A 14,706-nucleotide genomic window follows, 5' to 3' on the forward strand; every position below is an offset into this window, starting at 1 on the left:
TTGTTAGTTATTCACTCATTCACTCAACCACTAATTCTCTCATTAAATTTACTTAACGCTGAATGTCAGCATTTCTTTGCCTTCGAGGGATAAGGTCAACTTATCGCCGATCTTGACGGCGGCCACGCCCTTGGGAGTACCCGTAAAAATAAGGTCGCCTTTTTTGAGGGTGAAGTATTGCGAGACAAATGAGATCAGGTAATCGATCTGATAAAGCATCAGCGATGTATTGCCTTCCTGCCGGGTTTCGCCATTAACGTCCAGACTGAACGATATATTCTGTATATCAGGGAATTGGCTTTTGGGAACAAATTCCGAAACCGGGGCTGAGCCATTGAACGCCTTGGCCAGCTCCCAGGGAAGACCCTTGCTTTTCAGCTTCGATTGCAGGTCGCGGGCAGTGAAGTCAATACCTACCCCGATTTCATCGTAGTATTTATGGGCAAATTTTTCCTCAATATTCTTGCCTACTTTATTGATCTTGACCACGACTTCTACCTCATGGTGGATGTCCTCCGAGAAGTCGGGATGGTAAAAATCCTCACCCTGGCGCGGCACGGCGGTTTCGGGCTTCATGAAAATGACGGGCGCGTCGGGGCGTTCGTTATTCAGTTCTTCGATATGGTCCACGTAGTTGCGACCAACACAGATTACCTTCATTCAACAGAGAATTGACAATGGATAATGGAAAATGCTTTTTTCATGGTACCAGTGTGCGAATCAGTGCGGGTACCTGATGCGGACAAAACTACTTACAATTCGTTTTGTGGCATACTATTTTTCAAATTTCCGCTGGCTGATTTCGTTAACAGCCAACTCATTTCGATTAGAACAACCCAAATTTATAGTAAACAATGAAAAAATTAAGTATCGCCGCACTGGTGTCGTTCCTCTTTGTGGTGGCATGTCAGCGGGTGCCGTTGTCGGGCCGCAACCAATTGATGCTGGTAAACAGCAAGGAACTGCTCCCAATGAGCTTCAAGAGCTACCGCGAATTCCTGGATACCAACAAAGTGGATCGTTCGGGTCCCGAGGTAGCGATGGTCAAGCGGGTGGGTGTCAGGATTCAGAAATCAGTGGAGGACTATCTCCGTGAGCAAGGCAAAAGCGAAATTCTCAATGGTTTTCAGTGGGAGTTCAATGTCGTGGAAAGTAAAGATGTGAACGCTTTTTGTATGCCGGGAGGAAAGGTAGTTTTTTATACCGGCATATTACCCATCTGTAAAGATGAGGCGGGCGTAGCAGTAGTTATGGGACACGAAGTGGCCCACGCCATCGCCAGCCACGGCGCTGAACGCATGAGTCAGGGGCTGCTTTCGCAGGGATTGCTTACTGCCGGGCAGGTTGGGCTGGGCGTAGCGATGTCCAACAAACCCCAGGAAACCCAACAGCTATACAATACTATTTACGGCGTTGCGGCCCCGGCCGCAACGCAGGTCGGGTACTTGCTGCCCAACAGCCGCCTGCAGGAGTCGGAGGCCGACCAACTAGGTCTGATTTTCATGGCCAAGGCAGGCTACGACCCCCAGAATGCGGTAGAATTCTGGACACGCATGGCTGCCAAGTCCGGTGGACAAAAGCCGCCCCAGTTCTTGTCCACCCACCCGGCAGACGACAAACGCATCCGGGATTTAAAGTCGCAGATGTCGAAGGCGGAAAAGGTGTATAAAGAGTCGATGTAAAAGTAGGAAAGCAGTTATTTGAAAAGGCCAATCTTTAAGCGGACTGGCCTTTTTTATTGCGTAGCAGACTAATATTTTTGGATGAATCGTTAAATTTGGGAAAACAAATCCACCCTTAATCGCATGAAAAGAGCAGTTTCTGCCTTCCGAGTTGTCGGGCCAATCCTATTTCTTTCTTCCGTAATTCTTTCCTCTTCTTTTCTCCAATCCTGCGCTGTCCTCAAAAGTTCACCCTATGTTCCGCCCAACCAACGCACCAAAACTGTAGGGCGAGCAAAAGTGCCCGCCCGCCCGCCCGTGAGGAATGGCGTCACCACCAAGCCCGTCAGCCGCCCGACGGGCCCCTACGCCCACCACGTGGCGGAGGTTATCAAGGGGGCGCGGAACTATACCGGCACACCTTACCTGATGGGTGGCAACGACAACCTGGGCATCGACTGTTCGGGACTGATTTGCACGGTGTATAACAATTTGGGCTACAAAGTACCCCGTATTTCGTGGCAGCAGGCGGAGTTTGGCCGGAATGTGGAGCGCGTGGAGGACATTCAGCCCGGCGACTGGATTTTCTTCGTGCCGGAATCCGGTGAAGAAGGCTATGTGTCGCACGCCGGCATCGTGACCGAGGTGCGGGGCAAGAACGATATCCGCTTCATTCATGCTTCATCTTCGCGCGGGGTAATTGAGGATAACCTCTATTCCAAGTACTTTAAAAACAGGTTTGTCAAGGCTTTAAGACCTTTTTGAGAAGCCGACTTTTCTTCACCTGATTCGTGCGATCTATTTTTCTGAGAAGTTTGGCGTGAGGGTATTAGTTTGATAAATTGTCCCCAATTTGTCCAAAATCCCAACCCTGCCAACCTCACATGGATCAGATTCTCGCTCCACCGCGTACTCCCGAACGCCCGCCTGTTGTAAATCAGGGCGATGGCTCACTGGGCATTCCCGTCTATGTGTATGCAGTCGTATTTTCTTCGCTCTGCGTGATTACCGGCCTGATCTGGGATATCTGCTGGCACCTCAGCATCGGGCGCGACGGACTGCTTTCACCCCCTCACCTCGTCATTTATTTGGGAGCGGTAGTGTCAGGGCTGTTTTCCGGGTATGAAGTACTGCGCAATACATTTACGGGAACCGCTGCCGAAAAAAGCCGCCGGGTGAGAGTCTGGGGAGTTTTTTATAGTTCACTGGGTGCGTTGTTCTGCATTTGGGGGGCGATTGCCATGCTTACTTCCGCCCCCTTCGACGACTGGTGGCACAATACCTACGGCCTTGATGTGACCATTCTCTCCCCTCCACACACTGTATTGGCGCTGGGCATTATCGGTGTGCAATTTGGAGCCATCGTGAGTGTTCTGGCCATCAAAAACCAAACGGAATATCTTTTCGGCGGTAATCCGGCTGTTAAGAAAAAACGCCAGCGGGTACTTTTTCTGCTCTTCACGTTATCCGCCGGTTTTCTGCTGACGATGTGGTACACGTTGCTTTCTGAGGAGCTGGGTCGCTGGGCTTCGCACAATTCCTCGTACTACCAGGTTGCTGCCGTGGCTTTTCCTTTTCTATTGATGGCTTTTGGACGAGCATTTTCCGGCAGGTGGACGATCACGGCGGTCACGCTGGTGTACTCGCTGATACTTTTGCTGACGCTCTGGATTATTCCGCTTTTTCCGGCAGAACCCAAGTTGGGTCCTATTCTCAACCACCTTGATCATTACAATGGCTTCAATTTTCCGCTGTTGCTGATCGTGCCGGCCGTGGCGCTCGACTACCTCCGGCATCGCTTCGCGTACTGGAACGACTGGAAATTGGCCATCCTGCTGGGAACTGTATTTCTGGTCGTATTTTTTGTCGTGCAGTGGTACTTTGGCGCATTTTTGCTGGAATCGCCCCTGGCCCGCAACTGGTTTTTCGGCAGCCACTATTTGTACTTTGGAAATAACCCTGACTGGCAGTACCGTTATCAGTACGCACCCTGGTCTGCACAAACTACCGGTCAATTAATCAAGGGCCTGGGAATCGCCCTTGCACTCAGTATCCTCTCCACCCGTATCGGCCTGGCCTGGGGGAAATGGATGAAAAACATTCAACGATGAGAAAACTGTTGCTCTTTTTGCTCCTGGTAAGCGCCTCCCCCGGCTTCGCTCACGTAGGTAGTTCCGGTGTGGTGCTGCAGGGGCAAGCGGGCGCATACCGTCTTCTGGTGGATGTCCAGCCACCCGATGTAATTCCCGGCACCGCGCAGGTAACGGTCTACGTAGAAAGTGGCGATGCCAGCCGGGTACTTGCCCGACCCATCTACTTCCGATCGGGCGACGAAGGTGCGCCGGACTACGACGCGCTGGAACCTGTTTCCGGGCAACTGGGACAGTTCCAGGGGATTGTCTGGCTGATGGAAAATGGCTCTTCGAGCGTTCAGATTAAAATTGAAGGTGCTCAGGGCGAGGGCGAAATGGTGGTGCCACTGGTGGCCATGTCCACCGCCGAGCGCGATATGCCCGCCGGCCTGGGCTGGACCCTCACTGCATTGGGGTTGCTACTGGTAATTCTGCTCGTGACCGTTATCGGGGCGAGCGTGAGCGACGGCATGCTGCGGGCAGGACAGGTACTTTCGCCCCAGCAAAAGCGCAAACGCTGGCTGAACATGGGCATAGCCTTTGTGGCTTGTGTACTGATTCTGTACGGCGGGAGCAGCTGGTGGGATAGCTGGGCCAGGGAGTACCGGCAATATATGTATAAGCCACTCACGGCTACCGGAACCGTGGTACGCCAGGATGGACAGCGGGTTTTTCAGCTTAAAATTGACACCACTGATTCCAAATCGAAGCGCGGCGCGAACTACCTCAGCTACCTGGTACCTGACCATGGCAAGATGATGCATCTTTTTCTGGTGCGCACCCCCGGTCTGGATGCCTTTGCGCACCTGCATCCTGAGCGCATAGATTCCACTACGTTTCAGGCGTATCTTCCCAAACTTCCGGCGGGTAAGTACCTGGTGTACGGCGATATATTTTCCTATTCCGGCTTTACTGAAACGCTGACCGATACCATTGATATTCCTGAACTTGTCGAAGGACAAGCGATCAGGCGCACCGATCCGGAGGATACCTACGTCGTGACTGACCCCCTCAACGAACCCAAAAACATTCCGCTGGATGCCAATGTAGTAGTCTGTGGCAAACCCGGTACCCGCACTGCCCTGCTCGATGGCTCTTATGTAGTTTGGGAAGGGCAGGCCAATCAGGTTTTTGCGGCGGGGAAGCCTTACCAGCTCAAATTCGAAGTGTTTGCTCCCGACGGCACCGCCGCCCGCTTGCAGCCCTACCTGGGCATGGCGGGCCACGCCGCCGTAGTGCGTTCCGATGGTTCGGTGTATGTTCATTTGCATCCCGTGGGAACGGTAGCGATGGCCTCTGAGCTATCACTCAAAAACCGAATCGCCGACACTGCCCGAGTCTTTAAACGTGCAGCACCCGGCATTTTTCGCGACAGTATCGACCGCCACGTAGCCGCCCTGAAAAAAATGCCCGACACGGAACGGGAGAATTTTTTGATGCAGGAAATGGGGATGGAAGTCACCGCAGATTCCACCACGCACGAAGGGATGGACCACGGCAGCAGTATTTCCTTTCCTTACGCCTTTCCTCGGGCTGGTCAGTACCGGATTTTCCTGCAAGTCAAGCGCAATGGACAGGTACTTACGGGAATATTTGACGCGAGAGTAGAGGAGGAGGGGATTTGAAAGACAGGAAAAGGCTGGAAAGTGCGTAATTTTCTTTTTTTCTACCAACTGATTCAAATCTACTGCAAAGAATATTAACGGGAAGGAGCTTTGTCCTGCACTTTTTTGGGTAGCCCAACTTTAGCAATGATTTCTTTTGCCCTAGCTAATTTTTTAGGAAAAAGAACTCTGTCTCTGAATTTTTCCAGTCTTTTGTCAAATACAATTACGGGTACTTTCGATGAATTCAATTCTTCTATCGTTTTCATAAGGATTAGGTGTTTTCCAATCTAGTGATTAAAAATGCTTCGTAGTCATCGCCAATGATGAATTGTTCCCAGCTGTTTTCAGAAACAGTTAATCCAAACACCTTAAAATCTTTGCAAATTTCTGCCAGGTTGTTGGTTATTCCCATCCGGTATAGCCGCGTCCTTACTGCGGTGCTTCCCGTCGCAAAAATCCAAGCCTCGGGGTACTTTTCAGTAAATGCGTAGATGGTTGAAGCCACTGTTGCTAATACCTTAAGGCTATCTCCATTATTAGTGATAGAAAGATCATTTATTTCTTGGGTTTCTTCATCATAATCACCGAAAGCTAAATTGTAGATATTTTCAGTTCCGGTGTCAGTGTATTGAACCATCTTCCTGATCCGTCCTCTGTTTCCTTCGCTCGTAAATTCAAATGTTCTTAAAAATTCCTCTGATTTGTACAGGTACTTTGGCTGATTCATATCGGATCTATACCTACTGAAGCTATTTGCAATATACTCCCAATTAGAAACTTGTGCAATGAACAAGGTCAACATTCCTGAAAAACTAGCCTGCTTCCGCGACCATTGGAATCCGCGCATTGTGGGCGAACTGAATGGTCAGCATGTGAAGCTGGTCAAATTCAAGGGCGAATTCGTCTGGCATAAGCACGACGACGAAGATGAGATGTTTTACGTTTTGCAGGGTGAGTTCAAGATGGAGTTTCGTGACAAGACAGTTATGCTTCGGGAAAACGAGTTCCTGATTGTTCCAAAGGGCGTCGAACATCGGCCCGTGGCGGTGGATGAGGTATCGGTGATGCTCTTTGAACCTGCTTCGACCTTAAACACGGGTGACACGAAAGGCGAGCTGACGCGGGAAGCGTTGGAGAAGATTTAAGGCTACGTAATTAACCGTCATTTTGTAGCTTGCGAAATTCTGTTTCGTCAACCTGATTTCTGTGAAAAAATACTTTTTATTCTGCTCCCTTGTCTTTGTAGCAAATCTTGCCTTTGCCCAAAGTAACCAGCTCGTCCAGCAAATTGAATCCCTCACCGCGCAAAACTACCCTGAACTGGATGCCCTGTACAAGCACCTTCACCAGAATCCTGAGCTTTCCTTGCAGGAAGAGAAAAGCGCAGCCCGCATGGCTTCCGAGCTCAAAAAGCTGGGCTTTCAGGTAAAGGAAAAAATCGGCGGTCACGGGGTAGTTGGGGTACTTAAGAACGGCCCCGGCCCGACGGTACTCATTCGTGCCGACATGGATGCCCTGCCGCTGGAAGAAAAAACCGGACTACCCTACGCCAGCAAAGCCCGCGGTATCAACGCGGCAGGAAACGAGGTCAATGTAATGCACGCCTGCGGCCATGACATCCACATGACTGTGTTTGTGGGTACGGCTCAGGCCTTAGTCAAAACTAAAAATGACTGGAAAGGCACCCTGGTAATGGTGACGCAGCCCGCCGAGGAAAATGGCCTGGGGGCTGATAATATGCTGAAAGACGGCCTGTTTAACTTCGCTCCGAAGCCCGACTACGCCATCGCGCTGCACGACAACTCCTATTTGCCCGCCGGAACCATTGGGTACCGCTCAGGGCCGTTCATGGCCAGTGTAGACATGATGGATATCACCGTTTTCGGACAGGGCGGGCACGGTGCGGCTCCGCACACGACCATCGATCCGGTAGTGCTGAGTGCCGAAATGATTCTGGCTTTCCAAACCATCGTCAGCCGCATGATTAACCCCATCGATCCGGCGGTGGTGACGGTCGGCTCCATCCATGGCGGCACGGTGCACAACATCATCCCCGACGATGTGAAGATGCAACTGACGTTGCGCTCTTATAAGCCCGAAGTACGCGAGAATGTAATTGCCTCCATCCGCCGCATCAGCGAACATTACGCCAAAGCGGCGGGCCTTCCCGATGATAAAATGCCCAGGATCAGCATTCGCGAACCGATGACGCCTGCCACCGTTAACGATGCGAATCTAACGGCGCGGTTAGTGGGGCTATTTAGAAACACTTTCGGCGAAAGCAAGGTTGTAGAGACTGACCCGTATATGGTCGGCGAGGATTTCAGCCGTTTCGTGATGCCGGACAACAGCGTCCCGATATTTATGTTTTGGTTGGGAACGCTCGCGCCCGAAACAATCCGGATGGCCAAAGAAAAAGGCGAACAGCTGCCTTCGCTTCATTCGTCTCAGTTTGCGCCAGTCCCCGAACCTACGATTAAAACCGGTGTGAAAGCAATGAGCGTAGCGGCGTTGAATTTGTTTAACCAATGATGGAATGCGTGAATACTGAAATGGCAGTATAGACGTAGGTTGACGAAGGCAATTTGCCATTATTCACTCATTCAAAATTTAAAATCTTTGCTCTCATCCCTCCCAACTACGTACAATGAAGTCCGCGTCTCGCCCGATGATTTGTACGGTGAGTTGTTCAAAGAGGTGCAGTTGCGCCGCCTTTTCAAAGACTCCAAAGCTTTTGCCGATGCTGTGCCTCATCACGATGCCGCCGAGATAATTTTGGCGTATAATCGCCAGAAATCGCAGGCGGATTTCGATTTGAAATCGTTCGTAGAGGCGCATTTCGAGATGCCGCCTGAGGTGAAAACAGAACACGGCGGCGACAGGGGCATACCACCCATTGAAGAGCATATCGAATGGCTGTGGTCGCGTCTGTCGCGACCCGTGAAAGCCCAGCATCTGGGTGGCTCGTTGCTGGTGTTGCCCGATCCTTACGTGGTGCCGGGCGGGCGCTTCCGGGAAATTTACTATTGGGATAGCTATTTCACGATGCTGGGGTTGAAAGAGTCCGGGCGCATTGATCTGATTGAAAGCATGATCGGAAACTTTGTCCATTTGCTCGATCATTTCGGCCACATCCCCACCGGAAACCGGACCTACTACCTGAGCCGCTCCCAGCCGCCCGTTTTTTCGCTGATGATTGAGCTTTTCTGTGGCATCAAAGGCGATGAAGTATTGGTTCAGTTCCTGCCGCAGCTTCAGAAGGAATACGATTTCTGGATGAATGGCCACGAGCGTCTGAATGCAGAAGAACCGGCCTACCGCCGGGTGGTGCGGCTGCCCGACGGTACCCTGCTGAACCGCTACTGGGACGATCGCGCGACGCCGCGTCCCGAGGCTTACGTTGAGGACGTGGAACTGGCCAGGGAAGCCAAAGAAAAGTACGGTCACGAGGCCGAATCGGTGTACCGTTGCCTGCGGGCGGCCGCCGAGTCGGGTTGGGATTTCAGCAGCCGCTGGATGGCCGACGGTGAGTCTTTTGCTACCATTCAGACCACCAATCTGCTGCCCGTGGACCTGAATTGTTTGCTGCACCATCTGGAAAGTACCCTGGCTGAAGCCTACCGACGCGGAAACTACCCAGATATCGCCAGGCAATACGAGCAGAAAGCCAGTCAACGCAAGTCCGCAATAGATACCTATTTCTGGGACGAATCGCGGAATTTCTACATGGATTACGATTTCAGGCAACAGAAATTCACCAATACTTTCAGTTTGGCGGCTGTTTTTCCCCTGTTTTTCAAACTGGCCAGTACCAAACAGGCCCGCTTTGTCAAATCGTACCTCCGGCTCAATTTCCTCCGTTCGGGCGGGATGCTGAGTACCCTGACCAACTCAGGCCAGCAGTGGGACGTGCCGAATGGCTGGGCTCCGCTGCAATGGCTGACCTACAAAGGGCTTCGCAACTACCGTTTTAATCGTACCGCCGACCGGCTGCGCACAAACTGGCTTTATGTGGTTGAAAAACAGTACAAGTCAGGAGGAAAGTTACTCGAAAAATACAACGTCGTTCATACCAATCTGCACGCCCACGATGGCGAATACGAAATTCAGGAAGGCTTTGGCTGGACAAATGGCGTATATTTGGCAATGAAAAACGAATGATGATGGCCGATTTTCCCTGGTTATCCATCGTCTGATATCAAATCTCGACCGGCAAAATGAAATACGTCATCCACGCATACGACTACACGGACCCAGAGGCGATGCAACGCCGTCTGACCGCCCGCCCGCTGCACTTCGACCGGGCCAGAACACTCAAAGAAAATGATCATTTCATTGTCGGCGGTGCTTTGCTTAGCCCTGAGGGCGAGATGATCGGTTCGATGATGCTGGTAGACTTCGACGACGAAACCCAGCTCAAAGCCTGGCTCGACACTGATCCCTATGTGACGGGCCGTGTGTGGGAAAAAATCGACGTCAAGCCATTCCGGCAGGCGGATGTATAAAGGAGTCGGTGGCAGCGCCGACTATGCAGTTCGGCAGTTGATGAGTCCATGAGTTTATTTTTAATGAAAACTCATAGACCCGCTCCCATAGAACTCTCACAGATACTACTCCCAAACTCTAAACACATTAATTTGATACAAGCAGCTATCTTCGATATGGACGGCCTTCTGGTCGATTCCGAGCCGATCTGGCGGCAGGTGGCCATTGAAGTTTTCGATACCGTAGGCGTGGCACTAACCGAAGACTTTTGCCGGAGTACTACCGGCCTCGGCACCGTACCATTTGTGCAATTGGCTTTCGATACCTTTCCCTGGGAGGGAAAGTCGCAAACTCAAATCGGGGACGAGATTATCCTGATGGCCCACGAGCGGATCGGTGCCAACGCGCACGCCATGCCAGGGGCACTCGAACTGATTCAGTTCTTTTATGAGCGCGGCATTCCACTGGCTGTGGCGTCGGCCTCTCCGATGGAGATCATAGAAACGGTGCTGGAAAGGCTCGACATCAAACAGTACTTTAGGCTATGGCATTCGGCTTTACTTGAGGCGCGGAACAAACCATTTCCTGACGTATACTTGGGCGCGGCGCGAATGCTGGGAGTGGAGCCGTCGCGCTGCCTGGCATTTGAGGATTCGGGTAACGGACTACGCTCGGCGGTGTCAGCAGGAATGAAGACCATAGCTGTTCCGGCTGATTATGAGTATGATGATTCTAAGTTTGATGTAGCTACTTTAAAAATCCCATCCCTGCTTTCTTTCGACGAAGGAATTTTTGATACCTTGTCGAAAACTACTCCTTGAAAAATCATGAAGCTCCGCCTTTATCAACTTGACGCTTTCACCGATAAACTCTTTGCCGGAAATCCTGCTGCCGTAGTCCCCTTGGAAGAATGGATCTCTGACGAACTGATGCAGCAGATCGCCTGCGAGAACAATCTGGCCGAAACCGCTTTTTATGTGCCTACCGAGCATGGCTTTCACATTCGCTGGTTCACGCCCACGGTGGAGGTGGACCTATGCGGACACGCGACTCTGGCGACGGCTTATGTTATTTTTTCAATTGAGAATTACGGGCAGTCCGAAATTTCGTTTGAATCAAGAAGCGGCACTCTTAAAGTCACCCGGCAGGACGAATGGCTGACGCTCGACTTTCCCGTCGATACCTATCAGGTCGCCGTTGCGCCACCTGCGCTTTCGGAAAGCATGAAGTCGGTCGAATCCTTTGAAGTATATAAGGGCAAGTCGGACTACATGGTAGTCCTGGAAACAGAAGAGCAGGTCAAAGAGTTGAAACCCGATATTTTCATTCTCTCCACGGTCCCTACGCGCGGCATCATCGTAACAGCTCCCGGCGATGAGGTAGATTTTGTCTCCCGCTTCTTTGCACCGCAGTCGGGTATCGACGAAGACCCCGTCACTGGCTCGGCGCACACGACGCTCATACCTTTCTGGGCCGAAAAACTGGATAAAAAAGTAATGACGGCCAAGCAGCTTTCTGCCCGGGGAGGGTACCTGCGCTGTGAACTCGCCGACGACCGCACGCTCATATCCGGCCAGGTGAAACTGTACCTGACCGGAGAAATCTCGCTGCAATAGAACCGGCAGCGCGCCTGCAGTTTTAATGAGAAAGGCTAAACGTCCCGCGAGGACTGCAGCAGTTTTATGCCCGCCGAGAAGAAGATCAACCCAAGTATGCCGACAACGGTCAGCGTCATGAACTGATCCTTATTATTGTCGAGTAACTGCATCGCAGTATAAATCAGTCCTCCTATGCCCAGCACAGTCAGAAGGATGGCGAAGATTTGTTTGGCGCTCATTGGGGAATTTTAGTGGTAGTGGTTTTTAGACGCACGAAGCTAAATGCTTTTTTGATTCTTACCAAAAGCGATGATCTGCGATCTGCCCATCGCGGAATTCCACAATTTGGCCTTGCAGGCTTCGGCCAGGGTGGTACTTCCGTGTGGGTGTATCCCTCAGTACTCCCGTCCATACCCCGGTTGAAGTACCTGCCAGTTTTGCTTTCTTGATTAGTGAGGCCGAGGACCCCAAACACGCTCTGGCCCTTCCTGCAACGGCCACAATGCTGGCTCCATGCTCCACTAAAAGTACCATCCCTGATTCGAATCGATCCTCCCCGTTTCAAAACGGGTACTTGTGATGACCTTATCTGCCAAGAATGGGTACTTCCATTTTTAGGTTTTTTATGAAAAATAATTTGGGCAGGCCCTTCTCGAGCAAGTATCCGATCTGTCCGGTCACCCGATTTCCTGCGTACCTGAGCAAACCGCCAATTCGAATTTTCGGTGTTAGCCCTGATTTTGGATAATATCAACGAAGTGATGAATTATTTAGACTTGTTCTAATTAAGCCTTGCATGATCCATCATCAGAACATACATTTGCACCATTATTTATATTTAATCTAAATAAAAATTATGATGCTTCGTATATCACTTTTCACTGTCTTTTATCTGATTAGCAGTCTTCTCTTGGCTCAAACCAGTCAGATTCGGGGTACTATTTTAAGCAAAGATGGCCAACCGGCCCAATTCGTCAATGTTCTGCTGCAGGAGATGGGAACAGGCACCACCACCAATTCCGAGGGGGAATATAGCTTCGGAAAACTTGACCCGGGTAGGTATTCGGTCGTGGCCAGTTTCGTGGGGCTGACGACGCAGTCCGAAACGGTAGTGCTGGGCGAAGACGAAAAGAAAACCGTCAACTTCACGCTTCAGGAAAACAGCCGACAGCTACAGGAGGTAATCGTGTTTGCCAATACCAACAAGTATAAGGCCGACTTCACCTCCAAGTCGTTGCGGTTGATGTCGCCCATCCTGGAAACGCCGCAGAATATTCAAGTCATTGGCAAGCAGATTATCGCCGATCAGCAGGCGTTCGATATGCTGGAAGGCATTCAGCGCAACGTGAGCGGGGTACAGAAACTGGAACATTGGGACAACTACGCCTACCTCAACATGCGGGGATCGCAGATTACGGCTTTCCGTAATGGTATGAATGTGCAGATGCCCTGGGGACCGCTGGCCGAAGATATGAGTATGGTGGAGCGGATCGAATTTGTGAAAGGGCCCGCCGGATTTATGCTGGCCAACGGCGAACCAAGTGGATTCTATAACGTCGTGACCAAGAAACCTTCGGGCATTACCAAGGGCGAGGCCTCATTTAGTCTGGGTAGTTTTGACACTTACCGCACCACACTAGACCTGGACGGAAAACTCTCCAAAGACGGCAAGCTACTCTATCGCCTGAACGTGATGGGCCAGTTGAAAGGCTCGCACCGGGATTATGAATACAACAACCGGTACTCCATTGTGCCCGTGATTAAATACCAGATTGATAATAAGAGTTCGCTGACGTTAGAGTACACCCATCAATTTTCGGAAATGAGCGTCATCGGCAGCAACTACGCCTTCTCGAACAACGGCTACGCCGACCTGCCCCGCAACTTCACCACGGCGGAGCCGAACCTCGATCCGACGATCATTCATGACCAGAGTGTGCTGGGGATTTTTGAGCATTTCTTCAATGAGAAATGGAAACTCACCGCTCAGATGGCTTACTTTAACTACGATCAGGTGGGGCAAAGCCTGTGGCCCTGGGGGATTTCGTCGGTAGATAACCGATCCATGCAGCGGGGTATCGGTGTCTGGGATGCGCTGGGAATGAATAAAACGGGGCAGATTTTCCTGAATGGCAGCGCCCAGACCGGCGGCATCACGCATAATCTGCTGGGCGGAATCGATATGGCCAAAAAGGATTACTTCGCGTACTTTAACCAGGGCGCCGCGCTGGGCGACAGTACTTTCAATATTTATAATCCCGTGTACGGTACCATTCCCGTTGCCGAAATCCCGACCTGGGACCGCAGCTGGAGTATCCGGGAGCGGGGCGTCAACTATAATTCCAGCTACAGTTCTTTCTATGTACAGGACGAACTCAAATTCTGGCAGGACAAACTCCGCCTGACCCTGGCCGGACGCTATACTACCCTTAAAGACATTAATCCGTACAGCGGCTCGACCGACGACGGCAAGTTCACGCCGAGGGCGGGCCTCAGCTACTCGATCAATAAGCAATCGGCGGCGTACTTCGTATACGACCAGGCGTTTGTGGCCAATCCGGGCAGCGACTGGCAGGGGAAAAGTTTTGACCCCATCACGGGCAACAACCTGGAACTAGGCTACAAGAAGGACTGGATGGGAGGCCGTTGGAACTCCACGGTGGCGGCATACCGCATCACAAAAAACAACGTGCTCACTACCGACGTAGATCATCCCAATCCCGTCACCGGCCAGCTGGTGTACAGTCGGCAAACGGGTCAGCAGCAGGTGGAAGGCGTCGAGGTAGATATTAAAGGCGAGTTGCTGCCCCACCTGGACCTGATCCTAAACTACGCCTATACCGACGCCAAGGTCACCAAGGATTCCGACGAGTCGGTGGTGGGCAATCAGGTGCCCGGCGCCACCAAGCATATCCAGAATGCCTGGCTTTCCTACACCCTTCCCAAAAGTGCGCTGAAAGGTCTGAAATTTTCGATGGGCTACCAGTATCAGGCCGGACGCTCGTCGTGGTACATTTTTGACAATTCCGAGAGCTCCCTACCCAACTACTTCCGGCTCGATGGCGGCGTATCCTACCAGTCAGGGGCCTTTGGCGTGACCCTGAATGTCAACAACCTGCTGGATAAGTACCTCTATTCGGGCTCGCCCTACGGCGGCATGTACTACTGGCAAACCGAAGCCGGCCGCAATGCCCGTATGACTGTCAACTACCGTTTCTGATCC

Annotated in this window: 15 protein-coding genes; 11 read left to right on the top strand and 4 right to left on the bottom strand. The window is 51.5% G+C overall.

The genetic code is table 11. The features are described 5' to 3' along the window. Positions 1-48: 48 nt before the first annotated feature. Positions 49-660, bottom strand: a complete 612-nt coding sequence (locus IE117_RS05890; protein WP_189563380.1) for a fumarylacetoacetate hydrolase family protein — start codon at positions 658-660, stop codon at positions 49-51. Positions 661-854: 194 nt separating this feature from the next. Here IE117_RS05890 and IE117_RS05895 point away from each other — a divergent pair, with 194 nt between their 5' ends. From IE117_RS05895 to IE117_RS05910, 4 genes are all read left to right on the top strand, one after another. Continuing rightward, a complete protein-coding gene (locus IE117_RS05895) occupies positions 855-1,682 on the top strand; it encodes a M48 family metallopeptidase (protein ID WP_189563381.1) in 828 nt (275 codons plus the stop codon). A 123-nt stretch (positions 1,683-1,805) separates the two neighbouring features. Then, positions 1,806-2,426, top strand: a complete 621-nt coding sequence (locus IE117_RS05900) for a C40 family peptidase (RefSeq protein WP_189563382.1) — start codon at positions 1,806-1,808, stop codon at positions 2,424-2,426. Positions 2,427-2,545: 119 nt separating this feature from the next. Next, positions 2,546-3,772 (top strand): hypothetical protein, encoded by a 1,227-nt coding sequence (locus IE117_RS05905; RefSeq protein WP_189563383.1) that lies wholly within the window; start codon positions 2,546-2,548, stop codon positions 3,770-3,772. Continuing rightward, a complete protein-coding gene (locus tag IE117_RS05910; RefSeq protein ID WP_189563384.1) occupies positions 3,769-5,418 on the top strand; it encodes a DUF8832 domain-containing protein in 1,650 nt (549 codons plus the stop codon). Before IE117_RS05905 ends, IE117_RS05910 begins: the two co-directional genes overlap by 4 nt. Before the next feature lie 74 nt (positions 5,419-5,492). Here IE117_RS05910 and IE117_RS05915 read toward each other — a convergent pair whose 3' ends face one another. Both IE117_RS05915 and IE117_RS05920 read right to left on the bottom strand, forming a co-directional pair. Next, on the bottom strand, positions 5,493-5,666 hold the full coding sequence (locus IE117_RS05915; protein ID WP_189563385.1) for a hypothetical protein: 174 nt from the start codon (positions 5,664-5,666) through the stop codon (positions 5,493-5,495). Between the two features lie 5 nt (positions 5,667-5,671). Next, positions 5,672-6,127, bottom strand: a complete 456-nt coding sequence (locus IE117_RS05920) for a DUF6934 family protein (protein WP_189563386.1) — start codon at positions 6,125-6,127, stop codon at positions 5,672-5,674. 58 nt (positions 6,128-6,185) lie between these two features. Between IE117_RS05920 and IE117_RS05925 the strand changes: the two genes are divergently transcribed. The 6 genes from IE117_RS05925 (at position 6,186) to IE117_RS05950 (ending at position 11,501) form a co-directional block, all read left to right on the top strand. Next, positions 6,186-6,545, top strand: coding sequence for a cupin domain-containing protein (locus IE117_RS05925; RefSeq protein WP_189563387.1), 360 nt, complete (start codon positions 6,186-6,188; stop codon positions 6,543-6,545). Between the two features lie 61 nt (positions 6,546-6,606). After that, on the top strand, positions 6,607-7,932 hold the full coding sequence (locus IE117_RS05930; protein ID WP_189563388.1) for an amidohydrolase: 1,326 nt from the start codon (positions 6,607-6,609) through the stop codon (positions 7,930-7,932). A gap of 87 nt (positions 7,933-8,019) precedes the next feature. Then, a complete protein-coding gene (treF, locus tag IE117_RS05935) occupies positions 8,020-9,561 on the top strand; it encodes an alpha,alpha-trehalase TreF (RefSeq protein WP_189563389.1) in 1,542 nt (513 codons plus the stop codon). A gap of 56 nt (positions 9,562-9,617) precedes the next feature. Continuing rightward, the gene (locus IE117_RS05940; protein WP_189563390.1) at positions 9,618-9,905 is read left to right on the top strand and encodes a YciI family protein; all 288 of its coding nucleotides are present in this window, start codon (positions 9,618-9,620) and stop codon (positions 9,903-9,905) included. A 132-nt stretch (positions 9,906-10,037) separates the two neighbouring features. Then, a complete protein-coding gene (hxpB, locus tag IE117_RS05945; protein WP_189563391.1) occupies positions 10,038-10,706 on the top strand; it encodes a hexitol phosphatase HxpB in 669 nt (222 codons plus the stop codon). Between the two features lie 6 nt (positions 10,707-10,712). Next, a complete protein-coding gene (locus IE117_RS05950) occupies positions 10,713-11,501 on the top strand; it encodes a PhzF family protein (protein WP_189563392.1) in 789 nt (262 codons plus the stop codon). Between the two features lie 35 nt (positions 11,502-11,536). On the opposite strand, the gene IE117_RS05955 is transcribed toward IE117_RS05950, so the two are convergent. Further along, positions 11,537-11,722, bottom strand: a complete 186-nt coding sequence (locus IE117_RS05955) for a hypothetical protein (RefSeq protein WP_189563393.1) — start codon at positions 11,720-11,722, stop codon at positions 11,537-11,539. Between the two features lie 617 nt (positions 11,723-12,339). On the opposite strand from IE117_RS05955, the gene IE117_RS05960 reads away from it, so the two are divergent. Next, entirely contained in the window at positions 12,340-14,703 is a 2,364-nt protein-coding gene (locus IE117_RS05960; protein ID WP_229580392.1) for a TonB-dependent receptor, read from the top strand. Positions 14,704-14,706 lie beyond the last annotated feature (3 nt).

Source organism: Persicitalea jodogahamensis (assembly GCF_014651615.1).
Taxonomy (GTDB): Bacteria; Bacteroidota; Bacteroidia; order Cytophagales; family Spirosomataceae; genus Persicitalea; species Persicitalea jodogahamensis.